General features: G+C 66.7%; 18 protein-coding genes and 1 tRNA gene. 14 read left to right on the plus strand and 5 right to left on the minus strand.

Annotated elements, in window-relative coordinates; all coding sequences use genetic code 11:
• The first annotated feature begins 11 nt into the window (after positions 1 to 11).
• From ACZK45_RS01070 to mmsB, 4 genes are read left to right on the plus strand one after another with little or no spacing between them, the layout of a single operon-like run.
• Positions 12 to 1,178, plus strand: a complete 1,167-nt coding sequence (locus tag ACZK45_RS01070) for an acyl-CoA dehydrogenase family protein (protein WP_121505114.1) — start codon at positions 12 to 14, stop codon at positions 1,176 to 1,178.
• Positions 1,175 to 1,972 carry an enoyl-CoA hydratase gene (locus tag ACZK45_RS01075; RefSeq protein ID WP_180838049.1) on the plus strand — a complete coding sequence of 266 codons (798 nt, stop codon included), beginning with the start codon at positions 1,175 to 1,177 and terminating at the stop codon, positions 1,970 to 1,972. The genes ACZK45_RS01070 and ACZK45_RS01075 overlap by 4 nt, the downstream gene beginning before the upstream one ends.
• Positions 1,969 to 3,144 carry an enoyl-CoA hydratase/isomerase family protein gene (locus ACZK45_RS01080; RefSeq protein WP_478445312.1) on the plus strand — a complete coding sequence of 392 codons (1,176 nt, stop codon included), beginning with the start codon at positions 1,969 to 1,971 and terminating at the stop codon, positions 3,142 to 3,144. The genes ACZK45_RS01075 and ACZK45_RS01080 overlap by 4 nt, the downstream gene beginning before the upstream one ends.
• A complete protein-coding gene (gene mmsB, locus ACZK45_RS01085; RefSeq protein WP_004136647.1) occupies positions 3,141 to 4,031 on the plus strand; it encodes a 3-hydroxyisobutyrate dehydrogenase in 891 nt (296 codons plus the stop codon). Before ACZK45_RS01080 ends, mmsB begins: the two co-directional genes overlap by 4 nt.
• 143 nt (positions 4,032 to 4,174) lie before the next feature.
• Here mmsB and ACZK45_RS01090 read toward each other — a convergent pair whose 3' ends face one another.
• The gene (locus ACZK45_RS01090; protein WP_065724136.1) at positions 4,175 to 4,600 is read right to left on the minus strand and encodes an organic hydroperoxide resistance protein; all 426 of its coding nucleotides are present in this window, start codon (positions 4,598 to 4,600) and stop codon (positions 4,175 to 4,177) included.
• Between the two features lie 111 nt (positions 4,601 to 4,711).
• Entirely contained in the window at positions 4,712 to 5,668 is a 957-nt protein-coding gene (locus ACZK45_RS01095; protein WP_032128195.1) for a cation diffusion facilitator family transporter, read from the minus strand.
• A gap of 242 nt (positions 5,669 to 5,910) precedes the next feature.
• Between ACZK45_RS01095 and ACZK45_RS01100 the strand changes: the two genes are divergently transcribed.
• From ACZK45_RS01100 to ACZK45_RS01125, 6 genes are all read left to right on the plus strand, one after another.
• Positions 5,911 to 7,374 (plus strand): SulP family inorganic anion transporter, encoded by a 1,464-nt coding sequence (locus tag ACZK45_RS01100; RefSeq protein WP_125895196.1) that lies wholly within the window; start codon positions 5,911 to 5,913, stop codon positions 7,372 to 7,374.
• Between the two features lie 144 nt (positions 7,375 to 7,518).
• The gene (locus ACZK45_RS01105) at positions 7,519 to 8,169 is read left to right on the plus strand and encodes a DUF6338 family protein (RefSeq protein ID WP_049399849.1); all 651 of its coding nucleotides are present in this window, start codon (positions 7,519 to 7,521) and stop codon (positions 8,167 to 8,169) included.
• A gap of 206 nt (positions 8,170 to 8,375) precedes the next feature.
• The gene (dusA, locus tag ACZK45_RS01110; RefSeq protein ID WP_293794165.1) at positions 8,376 to 9,407 is read left to right on the plus strand and encodes a tRNA dihydrouridine(20/20a) synthase DusA; all 1,032 of its coding nucleotides are present in this window, start codon (positions 8,376 to 8,378) and stop codon (positions 9,405 to 9,407) included.
• Positions 9,408 to 9,619: 212 nt separating this feature from the next.
• Positions 9,620 to 9,994, plus strand: a complete 375-nt coding sequence (locus tag ACZK45_RS01115) for a hypothetical protein (RefSeq protein ID WP_005407693.1) — start codon at positions 9,620 to 9,622, stop codon at positions 9,992 to 9,994.
• A gap of 73 nt (positions 9,995 to 10,067) precedes the next feature.
• The gene (locus tag ACZK45_RS01120; protein ID WP_004136763.1) at positions 10,068 to 10,751 is read left to right on the plus strand and encodes a response regulator transcription factor; all 684 of its coding nucleotides are present in this window, start codon (positions 10,068 to 10,070) and stop codon (positions 10,749 to 10,751) included.
• Positions 10,752 to 10,776: 25 nt separating this feature from the next.
• Entirely contained in the window at positions 10,777 to 12,201 is a 1,425-nt protein-coding gene (locus tag ACZK45_RS01125) for an ATP-binding protein (protein WP_032128221.1), read from the plus strand.
• Positions 12,202 to 13,005: 804 nt separating this feature from the next.
• On the opposite strand, the gene ACZK45_RS01130 is transcribed toward ACZK45_RS01125, so the two are convergent.
• Together ACZK45_RS01130 and ACZK45_RS01135 are read right to left on the minus strand one after the other, a co-directional pair.
• Positions 13,006 to 13,797, minus strand: coding sequence for a M90 family metallopeptidase (locus ACZK45_RS01130; protein WP_185749985.1), 792 nt, complete (start codon positions 13,795 to 13,797; stop codon positions 13,006 to 13,008).
• The gene (locus ACZK45_RS01135) at positions 13,764 to 14,042 is read right to left on the minus strand and encodes a hypothetical protein (RefSeq protein WP_478445313.1); all 279 of its coding nucleotides are present in this window, start codon (positions 14,040 to 14,042) and stop codon (positions 13,764 to 13,766) included. Before ACZK45_RS01135 ends, ACZK45_RS01130 begins: the two co-directional genes overlap by 34 nt.
• A 144-nt stretch (positions 14,043 to 14,186) precedes the next feature.
• Here ACZK45_RS01135 and birA point away from each other — a divergent pair, with 144 nt between their 5' ends.
• From birA to ACZK45_RS01155, 4 genes are all read left to right on the plus strand, one after another.
• On the plus strand, positions 14,187 to 15,155 hold the full coding sequence (gene birA, locus ACZK45_RS01140) for a bifunctional biotin--[acetyl-CoA-carboxylase] ligase/biotin operon repressor BirA (protein WP_125895928.1): 969 nt from the start codon (positions 14,187 to 14,189) through the stop codon (positions 15,153 to 15,155).
• Positions 15,152 to 15,883, plus strand: coding sequence for a type III pantothenate kinase (locus tag ACZK45_RS01145; protein ID WP_012509777.1), 732 nt, complete (start codon positions 15,152 to 15,154; stop codon positions 15,881 to 15,883). Before birA ends, ACZK45_RS01145 begins: the two co-directional genes overlap by 4 nt.
• Before the next feature lie 9 nt (positions 15,884 to 15,892).
• Positions 15,893 to 16,741: an SPOR domain-containing protein gene (locus tag ACZK45_RS01150; protein ID WP_125895927.1), complete on the plus strand. Its 849-nt coding sequence runs from the start codon at positions 15,893 to 15,895 to the stop codon at positions 16,739 to 16,741.
• Positions 16,742 to 16,781: 40 nt separating this feature from the next.
• Positions 16,782 to 16,857: transfer RNA gene (locus tag ACZK45_RS01155), tRNA-Thr, on the plus strand.
• A 154-nt stretch (positions 16,858 to 17,011) separates the two neighbouring features.
• Here the strand turns inward: ACZK45_RS01155 and ACZK45_RS01160 are convergent.
• Positions 17,012 to 17,452, minus strand: coding sequence for an SMI1/KNR4 family protein (locus ACZK45_RS01160; RefSeq protein ID WP_125895926.1), 441 nt, complete (start codon positions 17,450 to 17,452; stop codon positions 17,012 to 17,014).
• Between the last annotated feature and the right edge of the window lie 181 nt (positions 17,453 to 17,633).

A 17,633-nucleotide genomic window follows, 5' to 3' on the forward strand; every position in this document is an offset into this window, starting at 1 on the left:
CAGGAGCAGCCATGAGCCACTCGATGACGACGGAACTGGAAGAAGCGCAGCAGGCGTACCGCGAGGCGGCGCGCGACTTCGCACAGGCCGAACTGGCGCCGCACGCCGCGCGATGGGATGCGGAGGGCATCTTTCCGCGCGAGGCGATCGCCAAGGCCGGTGAACTGGGCTTCTGCGGTCTGTACATGGACCCGGAAGTGGGCGGCAGCGGCCTGAGCCGACTGGACGCCGCCGTCGTCATCGAGGAGCTCGCCAACGTCGATCCGTCGACCGCGGCGTACATCAGCATCCACAACATGGCGTCGTGGATGGTGTCCAAGTGGGGCCAGCCGGCGCTGCGCGATGCGTGGGGAACCGATCTGTCCTCGGGCAGCAAGCTGGCCTCGTACTGCCTGACCGAACCCGGTGCAGGTTCCGATGCGGCCTCGCTGAAGACCACCGCCGTGCGCGATGGCGACTTCTATGTGCTGAACGGCTCCAAGGCCTTCATTTCCGGCGCCGGTGCCACTGAACTGCTGGTGGTGATGGCGCGTACCGGTGGTGCCGGTGCCGGCGGTGTCAGCGCCATTGCGGTGCCGGCGGACCTGCCGGGCATCAGCTTCGGCCGCAAGGAAGAGAAGATGGGCTGGAACAGCCAGCCCACCCGTGGCATCACCTTCGAAAACGTCCGCGTGCCGGTCAGCCACCTTCTGGGAGAGGAAGGCGGCGGCTTCAAGCTGGCGATGAAGGGGCTCGATGGCGGCCGCATCAACATCGCCGCCTGCTCGCTGGGCGCCGCGCAGGGTGCGCTGGACGCTGCACGCCGCTACATGGGCGAGCGCCGCCAGTTCGGCAAGGCACTGGCCGAGTTCCAGGCCCTGCAGTTCAAGCTGGCCGACATGGTCACCCAGCTGGTGGCCGCCCGGCAGATGGTGCACACCGCTGCGCGCAAGCTCGATGCCGGTGCCAGCGACGCCAACGTGTGGTGCGCGATGGCCAAGCGCTTCGCCACCGATGCCGGTTTCAACGTCTGCAACGAAGCACTGCAGATCCATGGTGGCTACGGCTACATCCGCGAATACCCGATCGAGCGCCTGCTGCGTGACTGCCGCGTGCACCAGATCCTGGAAGGCACCAACGAGATCATGCGGGTGATCGTTGCCCGTCACCTGCTCAACACCGAAGAGGAACTGCGATGAAGGATTGGCGTACCCAGGAGCACGTAGGCCTGAAGGTCGAGGTGGATGGCCACACCGCCATGGTCACCCTGAACAACCCGCCGGCGCATACCTGGACCGTGCACAGCCTGTCGGCGCTGCGCGACCTGGTGGGCGCGCTCAACGCAGACCGCGACATCTACGCGCTGGTGATCACCGGTGACGGCGAGAAATTCTTCTCCGCCGGTGCCGACCTCAACCAGTTCGCCTCCGGCGACAAGGCCGCTGCGCGTGAAGCCGCGCGCCGCTTCGGTGAAGCCTTCGAGGCGCTGTCCGGTTTCCGTGGTGTGTCGATTGCCGCGATCAACGGCTACGCCATGGGCGGTGGCCTGGAATGCGCGCTGGCCTGCGACCTGCGCATCATTGAAGACCATGCCCAGGTTGCGCTGCCGGAGGCCACCGTCGGCCTGCTGCCGTGCGCCGGTGGCACCCAGAACCTGCCGCGCCTGGTCGGCGAGGGCTGGGCCAAGCGCATGATCCTGCTGGGCGAGCGCATCAACGCCGACACCGCACTGCGCATCGGCCTGGCCGAAGAAAAGGTCGGCAAGGGCGAAGCCAAGGCGCTGGCGCTGGAATGGGCGAAGAAGGCCGGCAAGCAGAGCCCGACCAGCATCGCCGCCTGCAAGACCCTGGTGCAGGCCACCCGCACCGGCACCCACGCTTCGGCGCTGGTGGCCGAACGCGAAGCCTTCGTCGATCTGTTCGACACCGCCGACCAGGTCGAGGGCGTGACCGCCTTCCTGGAAAAGCGCGCCGCGCAGTGGAAGAACGCATGAGCACCGACACCGCTGCCGACGACGCACCGGTGCTGTTCGAAGAGCGCGCCGCCAGCAACGGCACGCGCATCGGCATCGCCACGCTCAATGCGCCGCGTACGCTCAACGGCTTCTCGCTGCCGATGGCGCACCTGCTGCTGAAGCAGTTGAATGCCTGGGCCGACGACGATGGCATCGCCATGGTGGTGCTGCAGGGCGCTGGTGAAAAGGCGTTCTGCGCCGGCGGTGACCTGCACAGCCTGTACCAGAGCATGGTCGCCTTCCGCGAGGCCGGCCGCAGCGACATCCGCGAGAACGACTACGCCGCCGAGTTCTTCGACGTTGAATACCGCGTCGATTACCTCATCCACACCTACGCCAAGCCGATCCTGTGCTGGGGCCACGGCATCGTGATGGGCGGCGGCATCGGCCTGATGTCCGGCGCCAGCCACCGCGTGGTCAGCGAGCGCTCCAAGCTGGCCTTCCCGGAAATCACCGTCGGCCTTTTCCCCGATGTGGGTGGCAGCTGGCTGCTGCCGCGCGTGCCGGGCAAGGGCGGCCTGTTCCTGGCGCTGACCGGCGCGCTGCTCAATCCGGGCGACGCCATCTACGCCGGCCTGGCCGACGTGCACGTGGCCGAAGAACGCCGCAGCGCGGTGTTCGATGCGCTGCTGCAGGTCGCGTGGTCCAGCGATGCCGCACACAACCACGAACGGCTCAGCCATCTGCTGCAGTCGCATGCCAGTGACGCCGTCACCGGCCCGCTGCTGGCCAATGCGGCGCAGGTTGATGCGTTGTGCGAAGGCGATGACCTCTCAGCGATCATCGGCCGCATCTCCACTCTGCAGACCGACGATGCTTGGCTGCAGGCGGCGCAGAAGACCCTCGCCGCCGGTGCACCCGGTTCGGCACGGCTGTCGTACGAGCTGCAGCGACGCAGTGCCGGCCAGGGCCTGGCCGCGATCTATCGCCTGGAGTACATCGTCGCCCTGCATTGCGCCGCCCACGGTGATTTCGCCGAAGGCATCCGCGCGCTGCTGATCGACAAGGACCGCAATCCGCAGTGGAACCCGGCCACTCTGGCCGAGGCCACCGGCGCGTGGGCCGACACCTTCTTCGCTTCCCCCTGGGCCGATGCCGCGCATCCGCTGGCCGACCTGGGCACTCCCCTTGTTGAAAGGAGCCTTGCATGAGCCGCATTGCATTCATCGGGTTGGGCAACATGGGTGGCCCGATGGCCGCCAATCTGGTCAAGAACGGCCACACCGTGCGCGTGTTCGATCTGGTCCCGGCCGCGGTGCAGGCCGCCGTCGATGCCGGCGCCAGCGCGGCCGCATCGGCGCGCGAAACCCTGGCCGATGCCGAGGTGGTGATCTCGATGCTGCCGGCCAGCCGCCACGTCGAAGGCGTGTACCTGGGCGATGACGGCATTCTGGCCGCGATTCCGGCAGGCGCACTGGTCATCGACTGCAGCACGATCGCACCGGCCAGCGCCCGCAAGGTCTCTGAAGCCGCTGCCGCACGTGGCCTGCAGATGATCGACGCACCGGTGTCCGGCGGTACCGCCGGTGCCCAGGCCGGCACCCTGACCTTCATCGTCGGTGGCGAGGAGGATGCGCTGGAGCGCGCCCGCCCGGTGCTTCAGGCGATGGGCAAGAACATTTTCCATGTGGGCGCCAGTGGTGCCGGCCAAGTGGCCAAGCTGTGCAACAACATGGCGCTGGGCGTGATCATGGCCGTCACCGGTGAAGCCATCGCCCTCGGCGTGGCGCACGGGCTGGACCCGAAGGTGCTGTCGCAGATGATGGCGGTCAGCACCGGCCGCAGCTGGGCCACCGAAGTGTGCAACCCGTGGCCGGGCGTGCTGGAAAACGCCCCGGCCTCGCGCGGCTACAGCGGCGGCTTCGGCAGTGATCTGATGCTGAAGGACATGGGCCTGGCGGTGGAAGCGGCGATGAGTGTCGGCGCCTCGATCCCGCTGGGCGAAGTGGCCCGCAACCTGTACTCGATGAATCACCAGGCTGGCCGCGGCAAGCTGGATTTCTCCAGCGTCGTGCAGCTCATTACGAGCGAGAAGTGACCTGGTAGTGCCGGCCGCTGGCCGGCAACCTCATGCCCCCGTGCGGGACAACGAAGGTGGGATGGGCGGATGTTCGGTTTCGACCGGCATCCGCCCATTTTTTTCTGCAGTGGTAGTGCCGGCCGCTGGCCGGCATCACCGCATCAGGCAACGATCAGCGTCACGTCGATGTTGCCGCGGGTGGCGTTGGAGTACGGGCACACGATGTGCGCCTTCTGCACCAGATCTTCCACCTGCTCGCGCGGCACGCCCGGCACGTTGATGGTCAGCTCGGCTTCGATGCCGAAACCGGTCGGGATCTGGCCGATGCCGACCTTGCCGGTCACGGTGGTGTCGGCCGGCAGCGCGACCTTGGCCTGGCCGGCCACGAACTTCAGCGCGCCCAGGAAGCAGGCCGAGTAGCCGGCGGCGAACAGCTGTTCCGGGTTGGTGCCCGGGCCGCCGGCGCCGCCCAGCTCGCGCGGGGTCGACAGCTGGATATCCAGCACGTTGTCGGAGGAGACGGAACGGCCTTCACGGCCGCCGGTGGAGGTGGCCTGGGCGGTGTACAGAACCTTTTCGATGGACATCGGGATGCTCCTGGTCGGTGGGTGGGTGTTGCGTTGGAGCCTACTTTGCCCGGTTTCTGCGTACGTTGGGTTGCAATGCGTACGAAAAACTTGATCGATCGTCCTGCTGGCCTAGATCGTCCACTCGCGGTCGGTGGTGAACATGATGGTCAGCCAGCGGTCCGGCGAGGCCTCGCCCAGTGCATCGCCGATCTCGTCGCGCAGCTGGTCCCATTCCACCAGGGGCCGCGGCGGGTCGTTTTCCGGTACCACGAAGAACAGCTCGATCTGCTCGCCACGCCCCACCTGGGCCACGTAGCTGCGGTGCTCGACGAAGCCGTGCTTGGCCACGATCCCGCGTGCCACTGCATCCACATGGGCCTGCAGTTCCGGCGGGGTGACCAGCAGGATGCCGGCCAGCGCCCGGCGCACCGTGCCGAGCGGGGCGATCATCACCAGCACGCAGACGAAGGCGAGGATGGCCGGGTCGATGTACGGCCCGACCCACGCCAGCGACGTGCCCTGCACCAGTACGCCGCCGAGGAAAGCCAGCAGGTAGCAGGCCGACATGCTGGCCGCGATCACCCAGTTCTTCGCGTCCAATGCGATGAACTCCGAGCCGATGCGGCGGTTGGCGCGCAGGATGAACCAGGCCAGCGCGCCTTCGCCCACGATCGACAGCCCGGCGAAGGCAATGGCCGGGCCGAGGGCGATGTGGCGGCCCCCGGACATCAACGCGTCCACCGCATTGACCAGCGCATACAGCGCCGCGCCGATCATCAGCGTGCCGCTCACCCCCAGCACGATCGGCTCCAGGTGCCAGAAGCCCATGGTGAAGCGCTGGTTGAGCCGCGACTGCAGGGCGTCGGTCTGCGTGGACAGCGCGATCAACCGCGCCACCAGCAGCGACAGCCAGGTCATTACCACGTCGATCAGGCCGTAGATGCCGTCGAAGATGATCAGCGAGGAATTGGCCAGCAGGCCGAACACCACTGCGGCGGCGGCCAGCAGCAGCGAGGCGGCGATCGACAGGCGCAGCACGCCCTGTTCGGTGGCGGGGTCGAAGAACTGCGGGCGGTTGGCGGCCATGGTTCAATTGTAGAGCGGAGCCAGGCTCCGCTGCCTTTCGCTGCCTTCGCCGGCCAACCGCGCTACCCCCGTGGGGCCGCTTCCCGTAGACTGCGCCCCTCCCACGTACCGACGCCCGCCTGCAGTGATCACGCCACCCTGACCCTTGCCGCACATCGGCAGCCGGCCCGCCCGGCTCAGGAACCCGTGTCTTTCCACTGCAGCGCCATGCGGCCACGCCCGCCTGTGCGCGGAGCTTTCCCATGCAAACGTCCTACCCCCTGCGCCAGCAATGGCTCGGCAACATCCGTGGCGACCTGCTGTCCGGCATCGTCGTCGCCCTGGCCCTGATTCCCGAAGCCATCGCGTTCTCGCTCATTGCCGGCGTCGACCCCAAGGTTGGCCTGTACGCCGCGTTCTCGATTGCCGTCATCACTGCCATTGCTGGCGGCCGCCCTGGCATGATCTCCGCCGCCACCGGTGCGATGGCGCTGGTGATGGTCGACCTGGTCAAGGACCATGGCCTGCAGTACCTGTTCGCCGCCAGCATCCTGGCCGGCCTGCTGCAGGTGCTGGCCGGCGTGTTCAAGCTCGGCTCGTTGATGCGCTTCGTCTCGCGCTCGGTCATCACCGGCTTCGTCAACGCGCTGGCGATCCTGATCTTCCTGGCGCAGATGCCCGAGCTGATCGGTCGCGGTCCTACGGTCTATGTGCTGTGCGCCGCCGCGCTGGCGATCATCTACCTGTTGCCACGCCTCACCCGCGCCGTGCCATCACCGCTGGTGGCCATTGTGGTGCTGACCGCCGTGGTGATCGGCTTCGGCGTTGACGTACGCAGCGTCGGTGACATGGGCCAGTTGCCTGACAGCCTGCCGCATTTCCTCATTCCCGATGTGCCGCTCACCTGGGAAACGCTGCGCATCCTGCTGCCGGTGTCGGCCACGCTGGCCGTGGTCGGCCTGCTCGAATCGATGATGACCCTGCAGATCGTCGAGGACATCACCGAGACGCCCAGCGAGCGCAACCGCGAATGTGTCGGCCAGGGCGTGGCGAACACGGTGACCGGCTTCCTCGGCGGCATGGCCGGCTGCGCGATGATCGGCCAGTCGGTGATCAACGTGACCTCCGGTGGCCGCGGCCGCCTGTCCTGCCTGGTGGCCGGCGTGTTCCTGCTGGTGCTGGTGGTGTACGGCAGCGATCTGGTGCGGCAGATCCCGATGGCGGCGCTGGTGGCGGTGATGATCATGGTCAGCATCGGCACCTTCAGCTGGCGCTCGCTGCGCGACCTGCGCACGCATCCGCGTAGTTCCTCCGCGGTGATGCTGCTGACCGTGGTGGTCACCGTGGCCACCCATGATCTGGCCAAGGGCGTGCTCAGCGGTGTGCTGCTGTCGGCCCTGTTCTTCGCACGCAAGGTCGGCCGCATGCTGGACGTGCAGCGCGACGATGCCGGTGACACCCAGGTCTACCGCGTGCGTGGGCAGGTGTTCTTTGCCTCGGCAGGGCAGCTGGGTGCGGCGTTCGATTACCAGCACGTGGCGCCGAAGGTACAGATTGATCTGCGCGATGCGCACCTGTGGGACCTGACTGCCGTGGCCGCGCTGGAGCGGGCGCAGGAAAAGCTGGCCGCGCATGGGGCGGAGGTGACGGTGGTGGGGCTCAATGCGGCCAGCCAGACCCTCATTGAACAGGTGGGTGGCAAAGGCGCTGCTGGCAGCGCGCATTGACGCTATCGGCTCTCGTGGAGCAACTGCAACGCCATGGCCGCTGTTGCGGTTGCTGCATCTTCAGCCTGTGAACCCCACCCAAGGTGGAAGAATCGCCGCGATCGTGCTCCGTTGTGATCCTCACGACGGAGTACTTCTGCCGGAATGGATTCGCTCTTCAACAACGCCACCACGCTGCTGACCTTTCTGCTGCCGGGTTTCCTGTCTGCATGGGTGTTCTATGGGCTGACATCCCATCCCAAGCCGCCGCAGTTCGAACGGACCGTGGAAGCGTTGGTGTTCACCTTCGCGGTCCAGGTGCTGGTGAAGTTCACCGAACTGATGCTCCTGCTGGCGGGTCGCTGCTTTGTGCTGGGGACCTGGACCGAGACCAGCAGCCTGCTATGGGGTTTTGTCCTCGCCGCACTGCTGGGGGCAGGATTGGCCCTCGCTGCGAACAAGGATTCCCTCCACAGGGTTCTCCGTCGTGCAGGCTTCACCACGAGGACATCCCACCCGAGCGAGTGGTACTGCGTGCTGGGTACGCGTCCTGCCTTCGTGGTGCTGCAATTGAAGGATGGCCGTCGATTGACCGGCTACCCCAAGGAGTGGCCGATCAGCCCCGCTGCGGGACAGTTCTACATGCAGATGCCGGCCTGGCTGGTGGATGCGGATCCACCCGATGAAGGTGCCGATCCAGCAGCGGATCCCGTGGCCAGCCCCGCCGTGGTCGAGCTTCCGCAGCTCGATGGCATACTGATTCACGCAGTGGATGTGCAGTGGGTCGAGATTCTCCAGGAGACAGACGATGGCTAAGTTGAGGAAGGGTTCCAACCCACCACTGGACCAGTTGGTCGTATCCATGGAGAACGCGAACCCCAAGCTCCCCGAGGGCAGGAAGCGTCCGCCGCCACCGCCCAGCCCGCCCCGGCCGCCAGCCGGAGCCGGGCCCAACCGGCGCTCGCCGCGCGGCTGACCGGGCGCATTCAGCCGCCCGGTGTAAACTATTGATCTCACTGGCAATGCCAGTCTCCACGATCAATGCCCCGATGACGTCCGCCACCGCCCGTTACGCCGATTCCCTGCGCCTGTCCGTTGCCCCGATGATGGACTGGACGGACCGCCATTGCCGCGTGTTCCATCGCGTGCTGGCGCCGGGCGCGCGCCTGTACACGGAAATGGTGCACGCCAACGCGGTCATCCACGGCGATCGCGAGCGCCTGCTCGGCTTCGACCGCAGCGAACAGCCGCTGGCCCTGCAATTGGGTGGCAGTGATCCAGCGCTGCTGGCGCAGGCCGCCCGCATCGCCGCCGAATGGGGTTATGACGAGGTCAACCTCAACTGCGGCTGCCCGTCTGATCGCGTGCAGGCCGGGCGTTTTGGCGCGTGCCTGATGCGCGAGCCGGCGCTGGTGGCCAAGTGCGTCGCGGCGATGGTCGACGCGGTTGATATCCCGGTGACGGTGAAGTGCCGCCTGGGCGTGGACGAGGACAACGACTACGACGTGTTTGCCAGCTTCGTCGACTGCCAGGTTGCCGCCGGTGCGGCGATGGTGGTGGTGCACGCGCGCAACGCGTGGCTGAAGGGCCTGTCGCCGAAGGAGAACCGCGAGGTTCCGCCGCTGAAGTACGACTGGGCCTACCGCCTGAAGCAGGAGCGCCCGGCACTGCCGGTGGTGATCAACGGTGGACTGGCCAGCCTCGAGGCGGTGCAGGCGCAGGCCGCGCACGTCGATGGCGTGATGCTGGGCCGTGCGGCTTACCACGACCCCTACCTGCTGCATCAGCTGGACGCGCTGCACACCGGCGTCCCGCTGCAGGCCCGTGGCGATCTGCTGCGCGCGATGCGCCCCTACATCGAGGCGCGGCTGGGCGAAGGCCTGGCGCTGAAGCACATCACCCGCCACGTGCTCGGCCTGTTCCACGGCCAGCCCGGCGGCCGCGCATTCCGCCAGGTGCTGAGCGAGGGCGCACACCGTCCGGGCGCCGGCTGGAGCCTGATCGAACAGGCCCTGGCGGTCACCGACCGCGAAGCTGATCGCGCCGCAGCGTGACCGCAGTCACATTCCTGACTTGACAAGGGACGGCGATTCGTCCCGAATGTTCACTTAGCTGAACGACTCGGGCGCAGGGCCGGAAAAGTTCAGACCGGATTCACCGCTGTAAACCAAGAATTTGCAAAAGATTTGTAAAACGCTGGGTTTCGAACCCGGCGCCGGATTTACGACTTTTGAACGAATCGCCGTGCTCGGCTAGGATCGCATCGATGTCTTCCGCTCCCTTCCATCGCCGCATTGCCCTGGCCACCTGCGTGGTGCTGGCGGCTGCGCCGCTGTCTTCGGCGCTGGCGCAACAGCCGCCGCGCGGCGACCAGGGGCGGGCGGAGATGATGGAGCGGGGCGAGCGCGGTGGCCGTGGCGACGAGCGTTCGCTGTCCGATGCCGTGCGCCGCGTGCAGCGCACCACCGGCGGCCACATCCTCGGCGCCGAGCGCGTGCCGTTCGACGGTCGTGATATCAACCGGGTGAAGTACATGGACGATCGGGGCCGGGTCCGCTACATGGACGACCCCGCGCCGTCGCGTTCACAGCCGCGCACGCCGCGGTCGGATATGTCATCACTACGCGGCGATAACCCCTGAACAGGGATAGTCGTCGCTATCAACCCGTACCCCACAGGCCTCCGGGCCACACCCAGGACACTAGGGAGAGTTCATGCGTATCCTTCTGGTCGAAGACGAAGCCCCGCTGCGTGAGACCCTGGCAGCCCGGCTCAAGCGCGAAGGCTTTGCCGTCGATGCTGCGCAGGACGGCGAGGAAGGCCTCTACATGGGGCGCGAAGTTCCGTTCGATGTCGGCATCATCGACCTCGGCCTGCCCAAGATGTCGGGCATGGAGCTGATCAAGGCCCTGCGTGACGAAGGCAAGAAATTCCCGGTGCTGATCCTGACCGCGCGTTCGAGCTGGCAGGACAAGGTCGAAGGCCTGAAGCAAGGCGCCGATGATTACCTGGTCAAGCCGTTCCACGTCGAAGAACTGCTGGCCCGTGTCAACGCGCTGCTGCGCCGCGCCGCTGGCTGGAGCAAGCCGACGCTGGAATGCGGCCCGGTCGCCCTGGATCTGGCTGCCCAGACCGTTAGCGTGGCCGGCAGCAATGTCGACCTCACCAGCTACGAGTACAAGGTGCTGGAGTACCTGATGATGCACGCCGGTGAACTGGTCTCCAAGGCCGACCTCACCGAGCACATCTACCAGCAGGACTTCGACCGCGACTCGAACGTGCTGGAAGTCTTCATCGGCCGCCTGCGCAAGAAGCTGGACCCGGATGGCGAGCTGAAGCCGATCGAGACCGTGCGCGGTCGCGGCTACCGTTTCGCGATCCCGCGCAACGAGGGCTGAGCCGGCTCACCCTGGCGATAACACGATGTCCGGCCGTCTGTGGTTCTTCCGACGCTGGCGGCCGCGCTCACTGCAGGCGCGCCAGATGCTCGCCGCGTCCGTGGGCCTGGTCGCGTTCCTGGCACTGGCCGGTTACGCGCTCGATGCCGCCTTCGCCGATACGGCGAAGGCGAACCTGCGTGAGCGCCTGAAGAACTACGCGACGGCCTACGCGGCCGGCATCGACTTCACCCGCGACCGCTCGCTGTACATCCGCGAGCAGCCGCCGGATTCGCGCTTCGACGTGCCGGGCAGTGGCCTGTACCTGCAGGTGGTGATGCCGCACGGCAAGGGCAATTCGATGTCCGCCGAAGGCCCGATGCTGCCCACCGTCGGCGGCGGCCTGCTGGCGCCACGCCAGGAAGTGTTCGAAGGCCCGTTGCCGATGATCCAGATCGACGGCAGCCAGGGCTCGGTGTACCGGTACGGCCTGGGCCTGGTGTGGGACGCCGACGCCGACCCCGCTACCGAATTCCCGTACACCATCTATGTGATGGAAGACTCGCGCGCGCTGGGTGCGCAGCTGCGTGTGTTCCGTGGCCGGGTCTGGTTCTACCTGGGCGGCATCGGCCTGATCCTACTGTTGCTGCAGACCGTCATCCTGCAGTGGAGCCTGCGGCCCCTGCGTCGCGTGATCACCGAGCTGACCAAGGTGCAGCGTGGCGAGACCGCGCGCATGAGCGAGCGCCACCCGCGCGAGCTGGAACCCCTGACCGACAGCATCAACGCCTTCATTGAAAGCGAGCGCGAGAACCTCGAGCGTCAGCGCAATACCCTGGCCGACCTGGCGCACAGCCTGAAGACGCCCATTGCGGTGCTGCGCACGCAGATGGACAGCGGCGCGGGCGATGGTGCGCTGCGCGAGGAGCTGGACGTGCAGCTGCAGCGCATGAACAACCTGGTCTCCTACCAGCTGGCACGTGCTGCGTCGTCGGGCCACAAGCTGTTCTCCGCGCCGCTGCCGATCGAATCCAACGCCGAGGAAATCGTGCGTGGCCTGGAAAAGGTCTATGCCTCGAAGGGCGTGCTGTGCGAATTCGATATCGACCCGGCCGCACGCTTCCACGGCGAACCGGGTGACCTGCAGGAACTGCTGGGCAACCTGCTGGAGAATGCCTTCAAGTGGGCCAACCGCCGCGTGCTGCTGACCGCGCAGCCGCTGCCGGCACCGAACGCGCGCCGCGCCGGCCTGCTGCTGGCGGTGGACGACGATGGCCCGGGCATCGCCCCGGACGACATCGGCAAGGTGCTGCAGCGTGGCGTGCGTGGCGACGAGCGCGTGCAGGGCCACGGCATCGGCCTGTCGATCGTGCAGGACCTTATCAAGGATTATCGCGGTGAACTGGCTGTGGGCCGCTCCGAGGAACTGGGCGGCGCCCGTTTCGAAGTGCGCCTGCCGCCGGGGCCGTAACTCGCGCGTTCCTGTCCGCCGGGCATCGCCTGGCACAACAGCGCGTAGTGCTCCGGTAGTGCCTGCTGGCCGCGCAACCTCATGAACTTCGGTGGCATTGCCAAGGTGCTACCAGCGGCCAAGACTACCGTGTTTCGATCGCCTACGGCTTGCCATAGAACCGCCGCAGTTGCGCGTTCCCGTCCGCCGGGCATCGCCTGGCGCAACCGCGCGTAGTGTTCCGGTAGTGCTACCGCTGGCCTACAACCTCATGAACTTCGGTGGCATTGCCAAGGTGCCGGCCAGCGGCTTACACTGCCGTGTTTCGAGCCGGCGACGGCTCGCCATAGAACCGCCGCAGTTGCGCGTTCCCGTCCGCCGGGCATCGCCTGGCGCAACAGCGCGTGGTGTTCCGGTAGTAGAGCCGCTGGCCTACAACCCCATGAGCTTCGGTGGCATTGCCAGGTTGCGCTACCAGCGGCCGGCACTACTGTGTTTCGATCGTCGGCGGCTCGCCATAGAACCGCCGCAGCTGCGCGTTCCCGTCCGTCGGCCATCGCCTGGCGCAACAGCGCGTGGTGTTCCGGTAGTGGTACCGCTGGCTAACAACCTCATGATCTTCGGTGGCATTGCCAAGGTGCTTACCAGCGGCCTACACTACCGTGTTTCGATCATGCGGCGGCTCGCCATAGAACCGCCGCAGCCGCGCGTTCCCGTCCGGCCATCGCCTGCGCAATAACGCGTGGTGTTCCGGTAGTGCCGGCCGCTGGCCGGCAACCTCATGATCTTCGGTGGCATTGCCAAGGTGCCGGCCAGCGACCGGCACTACCGTGTTTCGATCGTCGGCGGCTTGCCATAGAACCGCCGCAGTTGCGCAGCGACGTCCGGCAACGCCTGCTGCAGCAGATCCGGCGCGGAGAAGTGGTACTCGCTGGTCACCGCGAAGAATTCTTCCGGTGCCTCGGCCGCATACGGATCGATCAGCGTTTCTTCGCCCGCATCGACCTGGGCACAGAAGGCATCGTAAGCCTGCTGGAACGTGGCCGCCCACTCGCGCTGCCATGCGCGCGGCAGCGGCGGCGTGCCGTCCATCGCACCATCCAGTGCATCCAGCTTGTGCACCATCTCGTGCACCGCCACGCAGTAGCCCTCGTGTGGCGCGGCCAGGTCGGCCTGCACGTCGGCCCAGGACAGGATCAACGGTCCGCTGTCCCACGATTCGCCAATCAGTTCGTCATCCCACTCGTGCAGCACGCCGGCCGCATCCATGTGGCTGCGGTGCACGCGGAATGCATCCGGGTAGACGATCAGCTGCGACCAGCCTTCCAGTCCCACCTCGCCGAATTGCAGCAGCGGCAGGCAGCACAGCGCGGCCAGCAGCACGCCATCGCCGGCCTGCAGCTGCAGCTCACCAATCGGGGTAATGGTCTTCTCATGCAGGAAGCGCGTGGTCAGCACACGCAGGCGCGCGCGGCGTTCGTCGTCCAGTCCGTGCAGCCACGCCGCGCGACGGCAGGCGTCTTCCCAAAGTGCATCGTCGATCGGCCGCGGCGCAGGCCGCAGCCACTGCAGCAACGACTTGATCAGCGGAACATTCCCGGCAGGTAGCTGTGCCACTTCGGCGCGCGGATGCGCGGCAGCACGTCGTCGTCGCTGCCACCGCCACCGGTGGTGGTGCTGGCCGCCGGGCGTACCGGCGCCGCCTTGGTACTGGCGGCCGATGCGCTGGCGGTGGGCGCGCGCTGCGAGGCGGCATCGCCATTGGAGGACACGCAGGCCGCACGGCTGTCGTCCAGCGCTGCCGTCGCAGACGCCGCGAAGGGCATCAGCAGCAGGATCAGGCAATGGGCATAACGGCGCATTGACGACATCCACGTTAAGGGAGGGTGAGTTCCCGATTCTAGCCCGAACCCGGCGCCCCGTTGGAAGCCCCCGCGGAACCCAGCGTGGCGGGCGTCGCTGGCGGCTTTCCCGCATAATTCCTTCCTGACTTCGTGGAAGCTGCCGTGGACGATCGCCAATTGCTGGCCAAACTCGCTGCCGGTCGCCTGTCCGGCGACGCCCTGGCCCGTGAGCTGGGCCAGACCCGGGCGGCCATTTGGAAGCGTATTCAAGGACTTAGGGCCGCCGGTGTGGACATCGAGGGCCGTGCTGGCGAAGGCTATGGCCTGACCCGTCCGGTCGACCTGCTGGACCCGGACGCGATCCGCGCCGGCTTGCCTGCCGACGTCCAGACCCTGCTGCACGAGCTGCAGGTGGCCTGGACGGTGGACTCGACCAACGCCGAATTGCTGCGTTGCAGCGCGCCCCAGCGCGGGGTGAGCGTTCTGCTGGCCGAACGCCAGACCGGCGGCCGTGGCCGTCGCGGCCGTGCTTGGGCCTCGCCGCTGGCCGCGCATATCTACCTGTCGGTGCTGCGCCTGTACTCCGGTGGCCTCGGCCGCCTGGCCGGGCTGAGCCTGGTGGCCGGTATCGCCGTGGCCGAAGCGCTGCACGACCTGGGCTACACCCAGGCGCAGCTGAAGTGGCCGAACGACCTGATCGTCGATGGCAAGCGCAAGCTGGTCGGCCTGCTCGCAGAAGGCGGTGGCGAGTACGCCGGCCCGGCGCGCGCGGTGATCGGCATCGGCATCAACACGCACATGCCGCCGTCGTTCGCCGAGCAGATCACCCAGCCGTGGGTAGACCTGGATACGCTGGCTGGCAAGCCGGTGGACCGCAACGTGGTCGTTGCTGCCGTGCTGACGCGGCTGCTGCCGGCGCTGGAAGAATTCGATCGCGAAGGCCTCGCTCCGTTCCTGCCGCGCTACGCCGCCTTCGACATGCTGGCCGGCCGCGAAGTGCGCGTGGAACTGGACGGGCAGTGGCAGCACGGCACCGCACTTGGCCTGGCCGATGACGGCGCGCTGCGCGTGCGCATTGATGGCCAGGAACGCCTGCTGCACGCCGGCGAAGTCAGCGTGAGGGCGGCATGAGCGATTGGTTGTTCGACCTCGGCAACTCGCGCTTCAAGTTCGCGCCGTTGCAGGGTGACCGCGCCGGCGACGTACAGGCCTGGGCGCACGGCGCCGAAGGCATGGCCGGGCAGCCGCCGCACAGCCTGCCCAGCGGCACCACCGCGTTCGTGGCCAGCGTGGCCGCACCGTCGCTGACCAGCGCCATGCTGGACCAGCTACAGCGCCGCTTCGAACACGTGCACGTGGTGCGCACCAGCGCCGAATGCGCGGGCGTGCGCATTGCCTATGCCAAGCCGGAAAAGTTCGGCGTCGACCGCTTCCTGGCCCTGCTGGCTGCGGCCAAGGCGCAGCGCCCGGTGCTGGTGGTCGGCGTGGGCACCGCACTGACGATTGATCTCCTTGACGCCAATGGCCAGCATCACGGCGGGCGCATTTCCGCGTCGCCCACCACCATGCGCGAAGCGCTGCACGCGCGTGCCGTGCAGTTGCCGGCCACCGGGGGTGACTACAGCGAGTTCGCCAACGACACCGCCGATGCGCTGGCCTCCGGCTGCGATGGCGCCGCCGTGGCGCTGATCGAACGCAGCGCGCAGCAGGCGCATGCGCTGCTGGGCGTGGCACCGTCGCTGCTGGTGCACGGTGGCGGCGCACCGGCGCTGATGCCGTTGCTGCCCGGCGCCGACTACCACCCCTCGCTGGTGCTGGATGGCCTCGCCCGCTGGGCGGTGCACCAGCCCGCAGGCTAGTATCCGCGCATGCTGACCCGTGCCCTGATCGTCGTACTGGCCATCCTCAATCTTGGCGTCGCCTGCTGGTGGCTGCTGCGCGATGCACCGCAACCGCCCGCGCCGCCGCCGCAACCGGCTGGCGTAGCCGAGCTGCGGTGGGTGCCCGGTGGCGTGGATGCCGCTGCGGCCGCCGAGGCCACTGCCGCCGCCCCGACCGCGCCGCTGGTGGAACGCGAACCGGCGGAGAAGACCGCTGTGGCTGCGACGCCTGCACCGGCCACGCCGGCCACGCCGGAAATTGCCAAGCCACAGGTGGCTGAGGCTACGCCGGTTGCTGCCGCTGCCAAGCCGGTAACGCCGCCTGCACCGGCCCCGGCGCCGGAAAAACCCGTAACCCCACCCGTGGCTGCCGAGCCGCCGCGCTGCATCGCGCTGGGCCCGTTCGCCGACCGCGCTGCTGCGACCAGTGCGCAAGGCAAGGCCGGCAACGTCATCAGTAAGGTGCGCCTGCGCGAACAGCCTGCTGCCAGCGGCAGCGCACGTTTCCGGGTGATGCTGCCGGCCGCCGCCAGCCGCGAAGAAGCCCAAGCCACGGTGAAGCGTATCGTCGCCGCCGGCCTGAGCGACTACTACATCATCAGCCAGGGCGAGGACATCAACGCCGTGGCGCTGGGCCAGTACCGCAACCGTGAAGGCGCCGAGCGCCGCATGGCGGCGGTGCAGGCCGCCGGCTTCCAGCCGCGCCTGGTCGCCAGTGGCGACGCCGGCCAGTGGTGGCTGGAAGGGCAGCTGGCGGCGGGCACGCAGCCGGCCCAGGCCCAGCAGCGCAGCGGGGCGGCACAGAGCCGGTCGCTGGAATGCACACGGTTGCGCTAGAATCCCCCCACCGCGGCGCTGCCGCCGGTGATCCAACCTTGCCGCTTTAGCTCAGTTGGTAGAGCAACTGTCTTGTAAACAGTAGGTCATCCGTTCGATTCGGATAAGCGGCACCATCTTCGATCCCTTGGCATCCGCACATGTCCACGGGGAACAATCAACCCGCTGAAATGGCGGGTTTTTTTGTGATTTTTTGTCCCCGGTTGTCCATGAGCATCCGCCTGCGTGGGGGGCAATTGGGGCGCACATACGGTAGTTGTAAGCTGAGTTTTATCTGTTGTTGAGCGCTGTTGAGGCAAGGAATGCAAAAAGATTGAAGTGCTCTGTCTCACTCCATTCTTCCGACTCGTGGTCCCATAAAAATACTTCAGAGGAGCATTTTTCTTCTGTCGACCGAAATCCGTAGTAATCGCCTGATCCGTTTTCAGAAAATATTATGTAGTTCTTTCGAATGGCTTGATTTGTTAGATTTTTCTTTTCCAATGGAAAGGCGCTACTAAGGCTAGGCGAGTAAACAATCCCGAAAGCAAAGTACCCGCTGCCATACTTGGTTGTGAACTGTTTGTATTCATCCGGCAATTGTGCGCCGATATTCGCCTCCAGCTGAGAAATTTCTTCTCTGCTGCTGGGTGAATCACTCTCCAATTGAAACCAGATAGGGTTCGTGCGCATTTTATTGGCAACAAGATTAGAGAATTCTTGAAAATTCATTTGTATCCCTCGGTTGTCTTGGATCGGCCTAGCGCCGTTGATCCTGTATCTTGTTCTCGCGCGCGGTAAAGCCAGTGCAGGTTTTTCTTGATTCACCCCCTGTAGGGCTAGGCAAATACAGCTTGCTGTTTAACCCTCCCGCCAGTTTGATCGAATCCGCCGTCTGGTGCCGCCCGGTACT

This window comes from Stenotrophomonas sp. 63632_Sma, assembly GCF_056482875.1.